The sequence below is a fragment of the Neisseria dumasiana genome, from assembly GCF_022870885.1.
In the GTDB taxonomy this organism is placed as follows: Bacteria; Pseudomonadota; Gammaproteobacteria; order Burkholderiales; family Neisseriaceae; genus Neisseria; species Neisseria dumasiana.
Map to the genome: position 1 here is coordinate 114,708 of NZ_CP091509.1, position 18,371 is coordinate 133,078.

15 protein-coding genes are annotated in these 18,371 nt (G+C 53.3%); 12 read left to right on the forward strand and 3 right to left on the reverse strand.

Going from position 1 to position 18,371, the window contains the following annotated elements; genetic code table 11:
* Window positions 1-62 precede the first annotated feature (62 nt).
* Entirely contained in the window at window positions 63-5,237 is a 5,175-nt protein-coding gene (locus LVJ88_RS00525) for a calcium-binding protein (RefSeq protein ID WP_244694174.1), read from the forward strand.
* Between the two features lie 174 nt (window positions 5,238-5,411).
* On the opposite strand, the gene LVJ88_RS00530 is transcribed toward LVJ88_RS00525, so the two are convergent.
* From LVJ88_RS00530 to LVJ88_RS00540, 3 genes are all read right to left on the reverse strand, one after another.
* The gene (locus LVJ88_RS00530; protein ID WP_054600013.1) at window positions 5,412-6,167 is read right to left on the reverse strand and encodes an ABC transporter permease; all 756 of its coding nucleotides are present in this window, start codon (window positions 6,165-6,167) and stop codon (window positions 5,412-5,414) included.
* Between the two features lie 242 nt (window positions 6,168-6,409).
* Window positions 6,410-7,762, reverse strand: a complete 1,353-nt coding sequence (locus LVJ88_RS00535; protein ID WP_269844491.1) for a D-serine ammonia-lyase — start codon at window positions 7,760-7,762, stop codon at window positions 6,410-6,412.
* Window positions 7,763-7,947: 185 nt separating this feature from the next.
* Window positions 7,948-9,648 carry a sigma-54-dependent Fis family transcriptional regulator gene (locus LVJ88_RS00540; RefSeq protein ID WP_085418585.1) on the reverse strand — a complete coding sequence of 567 codons (1,701 nt, stop codon included), beginning with the start codon at window positions 9,646-9,648 and terminating at the stop codon, window positions 7,948-7,950.
* A gap of 600 nt (window positions 9,649-10,248) precedes the next feature.
* On the opposite strand from LVJ88_RS00540, the gene LVJ88_RS00545 reads away from it, so the two are divergent.
* From LVJ88_RS00545 to LVJ88_RS00595, 11 genes are all read left to right on the forward strand, one after another.
* Window positions 10,249-10,500, forward strand: a complete 252-nt coding sequence (locus tag LVJ88_RS00545; protein WP_054600015.1) for a phenol hydroxylase subunit — start codon at window positions 10,249-10,251, stop codon at window positions 10,498-10,500.
* Window positions 10,501-10,528: 28 nt separating this feature from the next.
* On the forward strand, window positions 10,529-11,530 hold the full coding sequence (locus LVJ88_RS00550; protein WP_085418586.1) for an aromatic/alkene monooxygenase hydroxylase subunit beta: 1,002 nt from the start codon (window positions 10,529-10,531) through the stop codon (window positions 11,528-11,530).
* A 3-nt stretch (window positions 11,531-11,533) separates the two neighbouring features.
* A complete protein-coding gene (locus LVJ88_RS00555; protein WP_054600017.1) occupies window positions 11,534-11,803 on the forward strand; it encodes an MmoB/DmpM family protein in 270 nt (89 codons plus the stop codon).
* A 50-nt stretch (window positions 11,804-11,853) separates the two neighbouring features.
* Window positions 11,854-13,353, forward strand: coding sequence for an aromatic/alkene/methane monooxygenase hydroxylase/oxygenase subunit alpha (locus LVJ88_RS00560; RefSeq protein WP_054600018.1), 1,500 nt, complete (start codon window positions 11,854-11,856; stop codon window positions 13,351-13,353).
* A 93-nt stretch (window positions 13,354-13,446) separates the two neighbouring features.
* Window positions 13,447-13,809, forward strand: coding sequence for a phenol hydroxylase subunit P4 (locus tag LVJ88_RS00565; RefSeq protein ID WP_054600019.1), 363 nt, complete (start codon window positions 13,447-13,449; stop codon window positions 13,807-13,809).
* Between the two features lie 18 nt (window positions 13,810-13,827).
* Window positions 13,828-14,889, forward strand: a complete 1,062-nt coding sequence (locus LVJ88_RS00570) for an NADH:ubiquinone reductase (Na(+)-transporting) subunit F (protein WP_085418587.1) — start codon at window positions 13,828-13,830, stop codon at window positions 14,887-14,889.
* 72 nt (window positions 14,890-14,961) lie between these two features.
* Window positions 14,962-15,870, forward strand: coding sequence for an acetaldehyde dehydrogenase (acetylating) (locus LVJ88_RS00575; protein WP_085418588.1), 909 nt, complete (start codon window positions 14,962-14,964; stop codon window positions 15,868-15,870).
* A gap of 10 nt (window positions 15,871-15,880) precedes the next feature.
* A complete protein-coding gene (gene dmpG / locus LVJ88_RS00580; RefSeq protein ID WP_054600022.1) occupies window positions 15,881-16,912 on the forward strand; it encodes a 4-hydroxy-2-oxovalerate aldolase in 1,032 nt (343 codons plus the stop codon).
* Window positions 16,909-17,700 carry a 2-oxo-3-hexenedioate decarboxylase gene (gene dmpH, locus LVJ88_RS00585; protein WP_085360801.1) on the forward strand — a complete coding sequence of 264 codons (792 nt, stop codon included), beginning with the start codon at window positions 16,909-16,911 and terminating at the stop codon, window positions 17,698-17,700. The genes dmpG and dmpH overlap by 4 nt, the downstream gene beginning before the upstream one ends.
* Before the next feature lie 21 nt (window positions 17,701-17,721).
* Window positions 17,722-17,913, forward strand: a complete 192-nt coding sequence (locus LVJ88_RS00590; protein ID WP_054600024.1) for a 4-oxalocrotonate tautomerase — start codon at window positions 17,722-17,724, stop codon at window positions 17,911-17,913.
* A gap of 11 nt (window positions 17,914-17,924) precedes the next feature.
* On the forward strand, window positions 17,925-18,305 hold the full coding sequence (locus tag LVJ88_RS00595; protein WP_233127602.1) for a 2Fe-2S iron-sulfur cluster-binding protein: 381 nt from the start codon (window positions 17,925-17,927) through the stop codon (window positions 18,303-18,305).
* Window positions 18,306-18,371: the final 66 nt, after the last annotated feature.

The window sequence follows — 18,371 nt, forward strand, 5'->3', positions numbered from 1 at the left end:
AGTTCGATTTAAAAGATTTAGCAAAAATGCCTGCTGCAAGAGTATTTAATGCTGCTGGATTTATGATTTCTGGGGCACAAGTTATAGGCGAAACTTATAAAGGCAATTACGGTCAGGCCTTTGTAGAAGCAGTTGCTACTACTGGTGCATATTTTGGAGCAGGCATTGGCGGAAGTTTGGGGACATTGCTATCGCCGGTTGCCGGTACGGCTTTAGGTGCGGCTGGGGGTGCATTTGCTGGTGCCATGCTTGGTAGGGAAGTCGGCGAATATGTGTTGTGGCAATACAGACAGTTAACCAGTGATTACCACTGGACTTGCCCCAAAGAATACGAAGATTATAAAAACGCCAACCGCGACGGCAAATACCACATCGTCGATCCCTTGGTACTCGATCTCGACGGCGACGGCATCGAAACCGTCGGCACGCAGGGCTATCACGGTGCGCTGTTCGACCACAACAAAGACGGCATCCGCACGGCCACGGGCTGGGTGTCTGCCGACGACGGCCTGCTGGTTATCGACCGCAATTCAGACGGCCTGATTAACAACGGCAACGAACTGTTTGGCGACAGCACCGCATTGAAAGACGGCAACAACGCCGAACACGGCTATGCCGCATTAAAAGAATTAGACACCAATTCAGACGGCCTTATCGACGCACAAGACGAAGCCTTCAAACAACTGCGCGTATGGCGCGATCTCAACCAAGACGGCATCAGCCAAGAAAACGAGTTGTTCACACTCGAATCCCTGAATATCCAATCGCTTAACACGGCCTATCAAGATGTCAACACCCGTTTGGGCAACGGCAACAGCCTGGCGCAAAAAGGCAGCTACACGCTTTCAGACGGCCAAACTCGCGAAATGGGCGATGTGCTGTTAGCCAACGATACATTCCACAGCCGTTATATTGATGCGGTCAAACTGACTGAAGAACAAATGCAGTCGCCCAACCTGCAAGGCATAGGCCGTTTGCGCGACTTGCGCGAAGCAGCGGCGTTGTCGCCCAAGCTGGCTGAAGTGCTGGCGGCATACAGCAAGGCAGAAACCAAAGCGGCGCAGAAAGCGTTGCTGCCGGAGTTGATTAACGAATGGGCAAAAACCGACCCGCAATTCGGCACGGGAATTGAATTTTTGCGGCCGATGATCCGAACGGTTAGCGAAGGAGTGGGGCTGACACCGACACAAGAGCGGGAAATAGCCGGCAAGTTCCTGGTTATTCCCGAAGAGCTGCGTAAGGCGGCCAACGAAGCTTTGAATAAAATAGCCGTTTTGGATGCGTTTTCAGGGGAGCGTTCGGCGGTGATTTATGTATCTTCGGTAGAAGAGATTGCCTCTTTCCTGAAAACCGCCCGCGAGGCCTACGACAAACTGGCCGACAATATCTATCACGCCTTAGAGTTCCAAACCCGTCTGAAACCTTATTTGGATGAAATCGGCCTTAAAGTCCAAGGCGCTGAACTGGCTTTGGATTATTCGGGCGTTGAGAAGAAATTTGCAGCGGTGTATGCGGAGAATCCGGAAAAAGCGTTTGTGGATTTGGGCAGCTTACTGGCACGGGGCAAGCTCCACCAATGGTTGGAGGGCAGAAGCCTGTTTGAAAATTGGATTAAAGAGGCAAAAGAACAAGGTGTTTTAGATCAAAGAATCGAAACCTTGGGCAAAGAGACCGTAGATCTGCTTACCCGTACCAATGGTGATAATAGAGACAATGTATTGCAGGCATTGGGATTAAAAGACAACGGCAACAACCACTTTCACGGTGGTGCAGGTAACGATGTGCTAATCAGCGGTAAAGGCAACGATTACTTAGTAGGCGGTGAAGGCAGCGACACCTACCTGTTCGGCAAAAACTTCGGCAGGGATACCGTTTACAACTACGACGGTTCGGAGGGTACCGATACCATCCGCTTTACCGCCCACACCCAGAGTGAACTCAACTTCCGCCGCTCCGGCAGCGATTTGGTTATCGAAGCCAAAGAAGGAGAAGACCGCGTAACGGTACAAAACTATTTCTATGACGAAAACTACACCACGGATGCCGTAGAGTTTTCAGACGGCCTTAAGCTGGATAAGGCAGCCGTTAACAAACTCGCACAACAAGGTAGCGAACAAAACGATTACCTCTATGCTTATGCCGAAGGCAGCATCTTGAACGGATTGGGTGGTAACGACACCCTTTACGGCGACGAAGGCAACGACACCTTAAACGGCGGTAACGGCAACGATACGCTGAACGGCAACAACGGCAATGACGTTCTCAACGGTGATGAGGGTAACGACAGTCTGAACGGCAACAGCGGCGACGACACCCTCGACGGCGGTATCGGCAACGATTACTTAGTAGGCGGTGAAGGCAGCGACACCTACCTGTTCGGCAAAAACTTCGGCAGGGATACCGTTTACAACTACGACGGTTCGGAGGGTACCGATACCATCCGCTTTACCGCCCACACCCAGAGTGAACTCAACTTCCGCCGCTCCGGCAGCGATTTGGTTATCGAAGCCAAAGAAGGAGAAGACCGCGTAACGGTACAAAACTATTTCTATGACGAAAACTACACCACGGATGCCGTAGAGTTTTCAGACGGCCTCAAGCTGGATAAGGCAGCCGTTAACAAACTCGCACAACAAGGTAGCGAACAAAACGATTACCTCTATGCTTATGCCGAAGGCAGCATCTTGAACGGATTGGGTGGTAACGACACCCTTTACGGCGACGAAGGCAACGACACCTTAAACGGCGGTAACGGCAACGATACGCTGAACGGCAACAACGGCAATGACGTTCTCAACGGTGATGAGGGTAACGACAGTCTGAACGGCAACAGCGGCGACGACACCCTCGACGGCGGTATCGGCAACGATTACTTAGTAGGCGGTGAAGGCAGCGACACCTACCTGTTCGGCAAAAACTTCGGCAGGGATACCGTTTACAACTACGACGGTTCGGAGGGTACCGATACCATCCGCTTTACCGCCCACACCCAGAGTGAACTCAACTTCCGCCGCTCCGGCAGCGATTTGGTTATCGAAGCCAAAGAAGGAGAAGACCGCGTAACGGTACAAAACTATTTCTATGACGAAAACTACACCACGGATGCCGTAGAGTTTTCAGACGGCCTTAAGCTGGATAAGGCAGCCGTTAACAAACTCGCACAACAAGGTAGCGAACAAAACGATTACCTCTATGCTTATGCCGAAGGCAGCATCTTGAACGGATTGGGTGGTAACGACACCCTTTACGGCGACGAAGGCAACGACACCTTAAACGGCGGTAACGGCAACGATACGCTGAACGGCAACAACGGCAATGACGTTCTCAACGGTGATGAGGGTAACGACAGTCTGAACGGCAACAGCGGCGACGACACCCTCGACGGCGGTATCGGCAACGATTACTTAGTAGGCGGTGAAGGCAGCGACACCTACCTGTTCGGCAAAAACTTCGGCAGGGATACCGTTTACAACTACGACGGTTCGGAGGGTACCGATACCATCCGCTTTACCGCCCACACCCAGAGTGAACTCAACTTCCGCCGCTCCGGCAGCGATTTGGTTATCGAAGCCAAAGAAGGAGAAGACCGCGTAACGGTACAAAACTATTTCTATGACGAAAACTACACCACGGATGCCGTAGAGTTTTCAGACGGCCTCAAGCTGGATAAGGCAGCCGTTAACAAACTCGCACAACAAGGTAGCGAACAAAACGATTACCTCTATGCTTATGCCGAAGGCAGCATCTTGAACGGATTGGGTGGTAACGACACCCTTTACGGCGACGAAGGCAACGACACCTTAAACGGCGGTAACGGCAACGATACGCTGAACGGCAACAACGGCAATGACGTTCTCAACGGTGATGAGGGTAACGACAGTCTGAACGGCAACAGCGGCGACGACACCCTCGACGGCGGTATCGGCAACGATTACTTAGTAGGCGGTGAAGGCAGCGACACCTACCTGTTCGGCAAAAACTTCGGCAGGGATACCGTTTACAACTACGACGGTTCGGAGGGTACCGATACCATCCGCTTTACCGCCCACACCCAGAGTGAACTCAACTTCCGCCGCTCCGGCAGCGATTTGGTTATCGAAGCCAAAGAAGGAGAAGACCGCGTAACGGTACAAAACTATTTCTATGACGAAAACTACACCACGGATGCCGTAGAGTTTTCAGACGGCCTTAAGCTGGATAAGGCAGCCGTTAACAAACTCGCACAACAAGGTAGCGAACAAAACGATTACCTCTATGCTTATGCCGAAGGCAGCATCTTGAACGGATTGGGTGGTAACGACACCCTTTACGGCGACGAAGGCAACGACACCTTAAACGGCGGTAACGGCAACGATACGCTGAACGGCAACAACGGCAATGACGTTCTCAACGGTGATGAGGGTAACGACAGTCTGAACGGCAACAGCGGCGACGACACCCTCGACGGCGGTATCGGCAACGATTACTTAGTAGGCGGTGAAGGCAGCGACACCTACCTGTTCGGCAAAAACTTCGGCAGGGATACCGTTTACAACTACGACGGTTCGGAGGGTACCGATACCATCCGCTTTACCGCCCACACCCAGAGTGAACTCAACTTCCGCCGCTCCGGCAGCGATTTGGTTATCGAAGCCAAAGAAGGAGAAGACCGCGTAACGGTACAAAACTATTTCTATGACGAAAACTACACCACGGATGCCGTAGAGTTTTCAGACGGCCTTAAGCTGGATAAGGCAGCCGTTAACAAACTCGCACAACAAGGTAGCGAACAAAACGATTACCTCTATGCTTATGCCGAAGGCAGCATCTTGAACGGATTGGGTGGTAACGACACCCTTTACGGCGACGAAGGCAACGACACCTTAAACGGCGGTAACGGCAACGATACGCTGAACGGCAACAGCGGCGACGACACCCTCGACGGCGGTATCGGCAACGATTACTTAGTAGGCGGTGAAGGCAGCGACATTTACATCTTTGCCGAAGGTCATGGTAAGGATTCGGTGTCGAATTACAGCAGTGATATTTTGAATATAGATAATCTGCTGTTTGAGGGTGCGGAATCTACCCATGCCGTGTTCAGCCGTTCCGGCAATGATTTGTTGGTTAAAGCTTTTGGAGAGGGCGATCAGGTAACGGTGCAGGGCTATTTTTATTCCGACCAATACCGCCATGCCGACTTTACTTTTGCCGATAAAAAATTAACCGGTAATGAGGTATTGAATTTGGTGGTCTGATAAGAGCTTGCTGCTTTTGACAACAATCAACAGGCGTTATTCTTTTGCAAACAGGAATAACGCCTGTTTTTTGGTTTATTTTGGATAGTGATGAGGTTGAGGTGCCTTAAGCCAAATATGCTGAAACCTTTGCACCCCCCCCCCATCCGAGGGTTTTGCAAAGGTTTCATGCTTTCAACTGCGCAGCTTCCAGCCGGATTTTAAAACGGCGAGTACGAATATTGCCAAGCCTAATGAGACGCTGCCGACTACGGCGGCCGACAGCCAGGGCGAGGTGTCGCTGACGCCGAAAAAGCCGTAGCGGAAGCCGTCTATCATGTAGAACACGGGGTTGAGGTGGCTTACGTTGCGCCAAAATTCGGGCAGGCTGTTGATGGAGTAGAACACGCCGGAAAGGAAGGTGAGCGGCATGATGAGAAAGTTTTGAAACATGGCGAGTTGGTCGAATTTTTCGGCGACGATGCCTGCCAGCAGCCCGAGCATGCCCATGATGGCGCAGCCGAGCAGGGCGAAGGCGGCGATCCATAAGATGTTGTGCGGCATGGGCAGGCCGAAGGGGGCGGTAACGGCGATGACGCCGATGCCGACGAGCAGGCCGCGCAAGACGGCGGCGCCGACGTAGGCGGAAAAAAAGGCGGAAACGGGCAGCGGCGGCAGCAGAATGAAGACGAGATTGCCGGTGAGCCGTGATTGGATCAGGCTGCTGGAGGCGTTGGCAAAGGCGTTTTGGGTCATGCTCATCATGGCCAGCCCGGGAATCAGGAAGGCGTTGTAGGCAACGTCGGGCAGGGCTTCGATATGCCTGCCGACGGCATGGGAGAATATCATTTGGTAGAGCAGGGCGGTGAGCATGGGGGCGGCAACGGTTTGCAGGCCTACTTTCCAGAAGCGTAAGACTTCTTTTTTAAACAGGGTAAAGAATCCGGTCATGTTGTTTGGGTGGTTTCGGTGTGCAGGCCGTCTGAAAGGTGTGTTCAGACGGCCTGATGTTTGGGGGAATGGTTAGTTAAATTGTTTTACGTTGTTTTCGCAGGCGTTCAAGCGTGTTGTGCTTTTGTTTTGCATCTGCGGATGGATTATCAAACCGCTTTGCCGATTGAACGGCGGCATACTTTGAGCTTCGACGGGCTTGTTGCGGGCGGTGCGAAAGTTTCGGATTGTATGTTATCTCTTTAATCTTGTGCGAGATATTCGGCAAATATTTCTTCGGGAACCATGTTGCCGCCGGTTGCCCATACGAGATGTATGGCGTCGGGGTGGCGGAAATGGCGCAATCCGGCGAAACCGGCGCATGCGGAAGGTTCGAGTTTCAGCCCTTCGGTTTCATGGGCGAGACGCAGCCAGCGGAAGAGTTCGCTGTCTTCTACCGTATAAAAGGCGTTTAGCGAGCGTTGCATGGCGCGGCCGACGAAGCCGGAAGGACGGCCTACGGCCAGGCCGTCGGCGGCGGTGCGGTTGTTTAAGCCGATGTCTTGTACGCTGATGCGCTCGTGCAGGCCGGTGTACACGCCCAGTAACATGCAGGGAGACTGCACGGGCTCGGCGAATATGCAGTGTACGTTGTCGCCGAATGCGAGCTTCAGGCCGAATGCTACGCCGCCGGGGCCGCCGCCTACGCCGCACGGTAGATAAACATATAGGGGGCGTTCGCGGTTGATGGTGATGCCGGCCTGTTCAAACTGTTTTTTCAGACGGCCTGCGGCTACGGCGTAACCGAGAAAGAGATGGCGTGAGTTTTCATCGTCAACAAAATAGCACAAGGGGTCGGCTTCGGCCTGTTTGCGCCCTGCGGCTACGGCTTGGCCGTAATCGCCGGTGTATTCGAACACTTCAACGCCTGCGGCGCGCAGTTTGTCTTTTTTCCATTGCCGGGCATCTGCCGACATGTGTACGGCGGCGCAAAAGCCGAGTTTGGCGGCCATGATGCCGATGGAAAGGCCGAGATTGCCGGTAGAGCCGACGGCAACGGTATGGCGTGCAAACAGTTTGCGTGCCGCCGGTGAGCCGAGCTGGGTGTAATGGCCGGCGGTGTCGATCAGGCCGTGCGTGAGTGCCAGTTGTTCGGCGTGTTGCAGCACTTCGTAAATGCCGCCGCGTGCTTTGATTGAGCCGGATACGGGCAGTTCGTTGTCGGCTTTGATATACAGCAGGCCGTCTGAATAACCTGCCGCCTGCTGTAAAGAGGCTACGCGGTACAGGGGGCTTTCGATGATGCCGTCTGAAGCGGCGGTTTCGGGAAAGGCTTGGCTGATATAAGGTGCGAACCGCTGTAAGCGTGCGGCGGCATCATCAACGTCGCTGCGGGTAAGCCCTACGTCGCTTAAAGCTTCGGCAAACGGGGCGGTGTGCGGATTGTGCCAACATACTGGCTGTGCGGCACGGATGCGCTGCATAACAGGGTCGTTTTGAAAAGCCGACAGATCGGGCATGGTCGAATGCTCTTGAATGGGGTGGAAGCGGGGATTATACGCTATGGTGAAACCGCTTGCTCGGCGTGCCGGCAGGCAGGGATGCCCGCCCTGCATAATATACAGCCGGCCAACCTGACTTTAATAACCTAAAGTGTCCTGCTCGGGTTTGGCCCGACTATGACGGGTGTACTATTTTTAAGCTGATTGATGCTGATTGATTATGAGGCCGTCTGAAAACATTTTTCAGACGGCCGCGGCAAAGAAAAAGATACAGGCAGGGTTTTTACAAAGGTTTCAGTTTATTTGACAGGCAGATTGTATTTTTTCAGCTGGTAAGCCAGCGTTGCCCGGCTGATATTCAGTTTTCGGGAGGCTTCGGAGATGTTGCCTTTGCTTTGTACGACGGCTTCCCGAAGAATGTCGGCAATCCATTCTTCCAAATCGAACCCCTGCTCGAGCAATTGCTGTATATAGGCATGGCGGCCGCCTTGCGGTGCCGCAGCCGCAGGAGCGGACAAGGTGCCGTCTGAAATACCAAAGTTGCCGGATACGGGTTTGAAATTGGGAAACAGGTTTTGTGCTTCGATAACGTGATTGTGTTCGGTAAGGATAACGCCGCGTTCGATGACGTTTTCCAGCTCGCGGATGTTGCCCGGCCATTGGTGTTGCAGCAGCAGTTCGCGCCCTTGGTCGCTGATGCCCAAAATGCGTTTTTGATGCTCGGCACTGTATTTTTCGAGAAAGTATTTGATCAGCAGCGGAATATCTTGATGCCTTTCGCGCAAGGGCGGGATATACACGGGGAAAGTGTTCAGGCGGTAGTAGAGGTCGGCACGGAACTTGCCTGCGGCGACTGCGTCGGCCAGCGTTTCGTTGGTAGCGGCAACCACCCTGACATCGATTTTACGCACTTGCGTGCCGCCTACGCGCTCCAGCTCGCCTTCCTGCAAAACACGCAGCAAGGCCGCCTGCGCTCTGGGTGAAAGCTCCACCACTTCGTCGAGAAAAATCGTGCCTTTGTCGGCCCGTTCGAATTTTCCGGGCTTGCTCTGGCCTGCGCCGGTAAATGCGCCGCGTTCGACGCCGAACAGCTCCGATTCGATCAAATCGGGAGGAATGCACGCGCAGTTGACGGCAACAAACGGTTGTCCGCTGCGGTTGCTGGCCACATGCAGCCCTTTGGCGAAAGCTTCTTTGCCGACGCCGGTTTCACCTTCGAGCAAAACCGTTACCTTGCTCTGCGCCGCTTTACGCAGCATATGGCAGACTTGGCGGAATGCAGGTGATTCGCCGATCACATCGAAATAATTGCCTTCTTTGAGCAAATCGTTGAGTTTGCGGTTTTTGAGCATATCGAGTTCGTGACGCAGGCCGAAAAGCTCTTCAGACACAGGGTCGGGCAGCATGGAACGCTCCAAATCGGTTGTGTCTTCCCATTCGCTCATCGGCTTGCCGGTAATCAGGCAGCATGCGTGCCCCATCGATTCGCATTGGGTTTCTTTGAACGCAATCGGAATCCCCATAAAGTAGCTCGAATAACCGCTGGCATAGCCCAGCAAAGCCCAGCAAACCGGCTCTTTGCTGATGCCGTATTTCTTTTTGTGGTAAGCCACTTCAAACGAACCTTCCCATTGGAATACTCCGTAAAACCGCCCTTTTTCGGCGCAAAGTTCCAATTCCACCGGCGTAACTTTTACCATGCCGCGTATGCTGTGCAGTTGCGGGCCTGCCAAAAACGCTTCGCGCAGGCTGCTGCCGGGGCGGATTTTTTTGGCAATTTCCGCATCTTGCACACCCGCATAATAACCGTAACGCATAAAAAAGCGTTTGGCACTTTCCAAACCGAGAGATTCGACCAAATCCTCACGGAACAGCCACAAAGCGTAGGCATGGCTTAACAGCATCCTCTGCTCGTAAAACCAGATTTTTCCGTTGTCCACATCGAATTTGATGGCATCGATAAGATCTTGGCCGGGTAGGTTCTGTTCCTTATTCCTCATAGCGTTCCTCATTAGTAGCGGTGCCTTGCGGATTATGTTTTTATTAATATATTTCCCGATTTTGTTATGATTTTTTTCTAGGCGTTTAAATGCTCGGTTTTTTGCTAATGTTTTGCGAATAATTCATATTCCTTGTGTGTCATTTATTGATAAATGTTTAGGTAACTTAACAAGTTGCCGTCAGTTTGTGCAACATGGTTTTTGCCATTTACATTTAATTTACATATAAAAACATTAATGTTTATTGTGAAAAAAGTAAACGTTACTTAAGTTTTTAAGCCTGTTTGCCATTTATCGCTTTTATCATTAAAAAAATCTGCCGGACGCCCGAACGGGCAGTTTCTCAAGATAATCTCATTCTCTTTAATATTTTCTTAAAAATCAAGTTGTTTAAAAATTTCATCATTTGATCACATCTGTTTGGTGCGATTTTATCAAATGATAAAAAATTAAAGGGTGCCGTTTCTGTTTCTTATTAGGTTTAATTTTTTTATTTGATAAAAATCAATAAATTATATTTTTAATCATGTTTTGGCACGGTGTGTGCTATATGAAAAGATATGCGTTTTCTAAAAAGCTGTCGGAAAAGAAAGGCACGATATGCACACTCCTTCTGCCGCACCATCGAATTTTGTGAAATACATCCGCGTTCGCAGCGAGCCGGATGCGCGTTTTGTCGAGTTTGATTTTGCCATTAACGACCCCTCGCTGTTTGTCGAACTCATCATGCCCCAGTCTTGTTTTGAAGAGTTTTGCAAGCGCAACCAAGTGGTTCACATGAGCGAAGAGCAATCCCAAAAAAACGATCAAGAAGCAGCCAAATGGCGTTACGGAACAGAAACCGGCCAATAACAAGGCGCAAATTTAAGGAGAAACACAGATGACTTTAGAAATCAAAACCGCCACCATCGAACCGGTTCGCCAAACATTTGCCAATGTGGAGCGGCGGTTCGGCAACAAGCCGGCCTCCCGTTATCAAGAGGCCACTTATGATGCGCAGGCGACAGCCAATTTCCATTACCGTCCGTTATGGATGCCCGAAAAAGAACTCAACGACCCCGGCCATACCGCGCTGACCATGCAGGATTGGTATGTTTTAAAAGACCCGCGCCAGTTTTTTTACAGTGCCTATGTGCAGAACCGCGCCAAGATGCAGGATGCGGCCGAGAACAATTATGCGTTTTTTGAAAAGCGCGGATTGGGCAAACTCATCGACCCCGATATCCAATCTCAAATTATTTTCAGCCTGCTGCCTTTGCGGCATGTGGAGCAGACCGCCAATCTGAACATGATGTCCGGCTCGGCTTACGGCTACGGAACGGCGTTGACTCAGGCTTGCCTGTATGCCGCTATGGACCGTTTGGGTATGGCGCAATATTTGTCGCGCATAGGTTTGATGCTCGACGAAAACAGCGGCGAATCGCTGGCCCGTGCCAAAAAAATCTGGATGGAAGACCCTGCTTGGCAAGGCGTGCGGGCGTTGTGCGAAGAAATGCTGGTGCATAAAGATTGGGGCGAATTGTTTGTTGCCCAAAATCTGGTGGCCGATACCTTGGTTAACGTGGTGTTTTACCAAAAGCTCGACCAATGGCTGCTGGAGAACAATGCTCGCGATATTTCCATGCTCACCGAATTTATGCAGCTCTGCCTGAAAGACCAAGCGGGTTGGGCAGACAACGTTTTGAAAACCATAGCTGCCGAAAACGAATCCAACCGCGCCCTGATGAGCGGCTGGGTGGAAAAATGGCAGGAAAAAACCACACAAGCCTACCGCCCGTTAATCGACGCTTTGTTTGAAGACGGCGGTGCGGTGGTGGAAACGGTTAACGGCGAAATGGCCAAACGTGCGGCCAAAATCGGCCTGACGGCGAAAGGAGAATAAAGCATGTCAAAAGTTTATCTCGCTCTGCAAGACAACGACACTTCCCGCTATATCGTTGAAGCCGTCGAACAGGACAATCCCGATGTGGTGGTGATCTACCAGCCTGCCATGATCCGTATGGAATGCGAAGGCAAGTTGGTGGTGAACAAAGCCACGGTAGAAGAAAAGCTGGGGCAAAGTTGGGAGGTGCAAGAGCTGCATCTGAATCTGGTTACCATCGGCGGCAATGTGGACGAAGACGACGAAAGCCTCACGTTAAGCTGGAACCGCTGAAACCGCCGGTATACAACAAGCCGCTAGAAAAAATAACGAGGAGACACCCCATGGCTAAACTGAATTTAAAAGACAAATACCGCTTGCTTACCCGCGATTTGGATTGGGATTTTTCCTATCAAGACCGCAAAGAAGCGTTTCCGTATGAAGACTTCGAAGGCATCAAAATCACCGATTGGTCGAAATGGGAAGACCCGTTCCGCCTCACTATGGATGCCTATTGGAAATATCAGGCCGAAAAAGAGAAAAAACTGTATGCCATTTTTGATGCGTTTGCCCAAAACAACGGCCAGTTGAATATCTCGGATCCGCGCTATGTGAACGCCATCAAAATCTTCCTGACCGGCGTTACCCCGCTCGAATATCAGGCTTATCAAGGTTATGCCCATGTAGGCCGCCAGTTCGGCGGCATCGGGGCGCGCATTGCCTCGCAAATGCAGTCGATCGACGAATTGCGCCATGTGCAAACCCAAATCCACGCCATGAGCCACTACAACAAATATTTCGACGGTTTCCAAGACTGGAGCCACATGCACGACCGCGTGTGGTATCTCTCCGTGCCCAAATCGTTCTTCGAAGACGCCCGTTCGGCAGGGCCGTTTGAGTTTTTGCTGGCCATCAGCTTCTCGTTTGAATATGTGCTGACCAATCTGTTGTTTGTGCCGTTTATGTCGGGCGCGGCGCACAACGGCGACATGGCTACCGTTACCTTCGGTTTCAGCGCGCAATCCGACGAAGCCCGCCACATGACGCTCGGCCTCGAAATCATCAAATTCCTGTTGGAACAGCACGAAGACAACCTGCCCATCGTGCAGAAGTGGATCGACAAATGGTTTTGGCGCGGCACCCGCCTGCTGTCTATCGTGGCCATGATGATGGATTACATGCTGCCCAACAAAGTGATGTCGTGGAAAGAAGCATGGGAAGTGTATTTTGAAGAAGCCGGCGGCGCACTGTTTAAAGATTTGTCGCGCTACGGCATCCGCCTGCCCAAATACAGCGATGTGATCGAGAAAGAAAAAGAGCACATCTCGCATCAGGCGTGGTGGATTTTCTACAACTTCGGCCACGCGGCGGGCTTCCACACTTGGATTCCGACCGACGAAGAGCTGGATTGGCTGAGCGAGAAATACCCCAACACCTTCGACAAATACTACCGCCCGCGCTGGGAGCTGGCGAAAAAAATGGAAGCCGAAGGCAAACGCTTCTATTCAAACGGCCTGCCGCAGCTTTGCCAAGTGTGCCAAGTGCCGATGGGCTTTACCGAAATGAACGGCGACCCCGGCGAAATCAGCTACCGCAGTGCCGAATTTGAAGGCGAGCGTTACCACATGTGTTCAGACGGCTGCCACGATATTTTTGTAGACGAACCCGAAAAATTCGTACAGGCCTGGCTGCCGGTTCATCAAATTCTCCAAGGCAACTGCGGCGGCCCCGATTTGGAAAGCATTTTGCGCGACTACTACCGCCTCAATGTGGGAGCCGACAACTTGGATATGAAAGGTTCTCCCGACGAACAAAGATGGAAAGAATGGAAAGGCGTGGCCTGATCCGCCCGATTTGTTCGCACCGGCCAGCCGCAGACGCAGAGGCCGTCTGAACAGGCTGCATACACAACCCGATAAATAAAAGGAGAGAACACCATGCCTACCAAAGCCATTGTGAGCAATTACCGCGGCGAAGTGCGCGACCGTCGCGAAAACTTCGGCGGCAACATTTTAGTATTTGTCGGCTGGGACAAACACCTGCTGTTTTGTTCGGCGTTGGCTTTCGCCCTGCCGCCCGATATGCCCTTCCAAGATTTCCGCCAAAACGTGCTCAAGCAGGGATTTTCGCAGCACCCCGACTTCGATTCCATCAAATGGGACGATGTAGAGTGGCAGTTGAACGGCCGTGCGCTTGCCCCCGATGACGGCAAAACCCTCGAACAGCTCGGTTTCGACCATAAATCCCTGCTGCGCTTCAACACGCCCGGCCTCAACGGCTGGAACGGCAGCGGCGTATAAGCAGATAAGGAGGGTGCAATGAGCTATCAAGTAACAGTAGAGCCGACCGGCGATGTGATCGAAGTGGAAGAAGGCCAAACCATTCTGAATGCCGCGCTGCGTCAGGGCGTGTGGCTGCCCTTTGCCTGCGGCCACGGCACCTGCGGCACCTGCAAAGTGCAGGTAACCGACGGTTACGGCGATTTGGGCAACGCCTCACCGTTTGCCTTGATGGATGTCGAGCGCGACGAGGGCAAGGTTTTGGCCTGCTGCTTCATGCCGGAATCGGACGTAACCATCGAAGCCGACATTGATGTCGATCCCGATTTCTTAGGCTACCCCGTGGAAGACTACACCGCCACCGTAGTAGCAGCCGAGCCGCTTTCCCCCACCATTCTGGGCATTACGCTGAAGCTCGACCGGCCCATGCAGTTTCAGGCAGGCCAATATATCAACCTGCAAGTGCCGGGCGTGGAAGGCACGCGCGCGTTTTCGATTGCCAATCCGCCGTCGATGGCCGACACGGTTGAGCTGCATGTGCGCAAAGTCGAAGGCGGCGCGGCCACCACTTGGCTGCACGAAAACCTGAAAGAAGGCGACGAATTGCCGCTTTCCGGCCCTTACGGCCAATTCTTCGTGCGCAAATCCGACGACCAAGACGTGATTTTCATTGCCGGCGGTTCGGGTTTGTCCAGCCCCGAATCCATGATTCTCGACTTACTGGAAGCGGGCGACAGCCGCCGGATTTACCTGTTTCAGGGCGCGCGCAACGTAGCCGAACTCTACCACCGCGAGCGGTTTGAAAAGCTGGCCGAAGCGCATGAAAACTTCCACTACATTCCGGCATTGAACGCCGCCCTGCCCGAAGAAAACTGGCAAGGCTTCAACGGTTTCGTACACGAAGCCGTGGCCGATTACTTCAGCAACCGTTGCAGCGGCCACAAAGCTTATCTGTGCGGCCCGCCGCCGATGATCGAAGCGGCCGTATCCACCCTGATGCAGAGCCGCCTGTTTGAGCGCGACATCCACATGGAGCGTTTCTTAACTGCTGCCGACGGCAGCGAAACACAAACCCGTTCGGCCTTGTTCAAAAAAATCTGAACCACGGTTCAGATGTTCAGACAGGCCGTCTGAAAACCTTGCCGAACAACCAGATAATAAGAGGAGAAAGCCGTGAGTAAAAAACTAAAAGCGGCCATTATCGGGCCGGGCAACATCGGCACCGACCTACTGATGAAAATGAAGCGTTCCGAGTGGATAGAGCCGGTGTGGATGGTCGGCATCGACCCGCAATCAGAAGGCTTGAAGCGCGCCCGCGACATGGGCATCAAAACCAGCGACACCGGCGTGGACGGCTTGCTGCCGTTTGTTAAAGAAGACGATATCCGCATCGCCTTCGATGCCACTTCGGCCTATGCCCACGCCGAAAACAGCCGCAAGCTCAACGAGCAGGGCGTGATCATGATTGATTTGACACCCGCCGCTGTCGGCCCTTTCTGCATTCCCCCCGTTAATCTCAAAGCCCATGCCGAAAAGCTGGAAATGAACGTCAACATGGTTACCTGCGGCGGGCAGGCCACGATTCCGATGGTGGCGGCCATTTCCCGCGTTCAGCCCGTCAGCTACGGCGAAATCATCGCCACCGTGTCGTCCAAATCGGTCGGCCCCGGCACCCGCGCCAATATCGACGAATTCACCCGCACCACCGCGCAGGCCGTGGAAAGTGTGGGTGGCGCCAAAAAAGGCAAAGCCATCATCATCATCAATCCGGCCGAACCGCCTTTGATGATGCGCGACACCATCCATTGCCTCACCGAAAGCGAACCCGACCAAGCCGCGATTACCGAATCGGTGCAGCGCATGGTGGCCGAAGTGCAGCGTTATGTGCCGGGCTACACGCTGGTCAACGGCCCCGTGTTCGACGGCAACAAAGTGTCGATTTTCGTAGAAGTGAAGGGCTTGGGCGATTTTCTACCGCCTTATGCCGGCAATCTCGACATCATGACTGCCGCCGGTTTGCGCACCGCCGAAATGTTTGCCGAAGAAGCGGCCAACGGCGTGTTGACTTTGCCCGCACGCTAAGGAGAACGACATGGATTTAAAAGGTAAAAAAGTTACCCTGCACGATATGAGCCTGCGCGACGGCATGCACGCCAAACGCCATCAGATTTCGTTAGACGAAATGGTGAACATCGCCACCGGCCTCGACGAAGCCGGTATGCCGCTGATTGAAGTAACCCACGGCGACGGCTTGGGCGGCGCGTCGCTCAACTACGGCTTTCCCGCCCACAGCGACGAAGAATACCTCGGCGCTGTGATTCCCAAAATGAAGCAGGCCAAAGTGTCGGCCTTGCTGTTGCCCGGCATCGGCACCGTTGACCATCTCTTAATGGCCAAAGACTTGGGCGTGTCGTGCATCCGCGTGGCCACGCATTGCACCGAGGCCGATGTTTCCCAACAACACATTGCCAAATCCGCCGAGCTGGGCTTGGATACCGTCGGCTTTCTGATGATGGCGCACATGGTGCCCGCCGCCAAACTGATCGAGCAGGCCAAGCTGATGGAAGGCTACGGCGCCAACTGCATCTATTGCACCGATTCGGCGGGCTACATGCTGCCCGAAGAAGTGGAAGAAAAAATCGGTGCACTGCGCCAAGCCCTGAAGCCTGAAACCGAGTTGGGTTTCCACGGCCATCACAACCTCGGTATGGGCATTGCCAACTCGCTGGCCGCCGTGCACGCCGGCGCCAACCGCATCGACGGTTCGGTTGCAGGTTTGGGCGCAGGCGCGGGCAATACGCCGCTGGAAGTGTTTGTGGCGGTGTTGGAGCGCATGGGCGTCGAACACGGCACCGATCTCTTCAAACTGATGGACGTGGCCGAAGACCGCGTGGTGCCGATTATGGACCACCCCATCCGCGTTGACCGCAACGCGCTCACGCTGGGTTATGCGGGCGTGTATTCGTCGTTTTTGCTGTTTGCCAAACGCGCCGAAGCCAAATACGGCGTGTCTGCCCGCGAAATTTTGGTGGAGCTGGGCAAGCGCGGCACCGTCGGCGGGCAGGAAGACATGATCGAAGATTTGGCACTCACCATGGCCAAGCAGAAAGGCAAAACAGCATGAGCACATTAAGCAGAGAACACATCGAGCAACTGGCCGAACATTTGGAAAACGCCGAATTGCAGGCTTATGAAGTGACCAAAATCACCGACGATTTTCCCGATATGGATTACGAAGACGCCTTCGACATCCAATGGGAAATCCGCCGCCGCAAAGAAGCGCGGGGCAACAAAATCGTCGGCATGAAAATGGGGCTGACCTCATGGGCGAAGATGAGCCAAATGGGCGTGGAACACCCCTGCTACGGTTTTCTGGCCGACTATTTCAGCGTGCCCGAAGGCGCGGCGGTGAAGCACGACGAGCTGATCCACCCCAAAATCGAAGCCGAGCTGGCGTTTGTAACCAAAGCCGACCTGCGCGGCCCCGGCTGCCACATCGGCGACGTATTGGCCGCCACCGATTTCGTGATGCCCGCCATCGAAGTGATTGACTCGCGCTATAAAGATTTCAAATTCGATTTGAAATCGGTGATTGCCGACAACTCTTCTTCCAGCCGTTTCATTACCGGCGGCTGCGCCAAACCCGCAAGCGAATTGGATTTGAAAACGCTAGGTGTGGTGATGGAAATCAACGGCAAAGTGGTGCAGACTGGTGCGGGCGCGGCGGTGTTGGGGCATCCGGCCGCATCGGTGGCCATGCTGGCGAACATGCTGGCCGAGCGCGGCGAATATCTGCCGGCCGGTTCGTTTGTGATGATCGGCGCGATTACCGCCGCCGTACAGGTGGAAAAAGGCGACTCGTTCTGCGTGCATTTCCAAGATTTGGGCAGCATCAGCGGCCGTTTTGAATAAACCTAAAGAAAGGAAACAACCATGCCGATTATTCAAGTCCACATGATGGAAGGCCGCACCGACGAGCAGAAAGAAGCCGTTATCCGCGAAGTAACCGAAGCCATGATCCGCGCCGTGGGTGCGCCCAAAGAATCGGTGCGGGTGCTGATTAACGAAATGCCCAAGCAGCATTTCGGTATTGCAGGAGAGTCGGCCAAAGCCAAAGGCCGCTGACGGTGCTTAGTGTGTTCAGACGGCATGGAGGCCGTCTGAAACCACCCAAGCAGCAAGGAGGTGGGGTGATGTGCTACACGGTATGTATCAAAGAGCAAATCGATTCGGATTGCTGTTTACGCAATATCACGGTTGAAGAAGGGCAAAGCCTGCTGGTTGCCTCGGAGCGCAACGGGCAGCCGCCGATTGCCGTCGGTTGCCGCGGCGGCGGGTGCGGCGTGTGCAGAATCCGCATCGTGTCGGGCAGCTACCGCAAAAAGGCCATGAGCAAAACCCATATCAACGAGCAAGACTTGGCGCAAGGCGTGGTTTTGGCCTGCCGGGTGTTTCCCGAAAGCGATATGGAAGTGGTGAGCGAAAAGCCTTGCACTCCCTACAACCCGTTTGCGTAACCGCCGCTTCAAGCCGCTTGGGTTGCGTATCGGTTCGCCCGTTATGGCGTTTTTAGATTGTTTGCT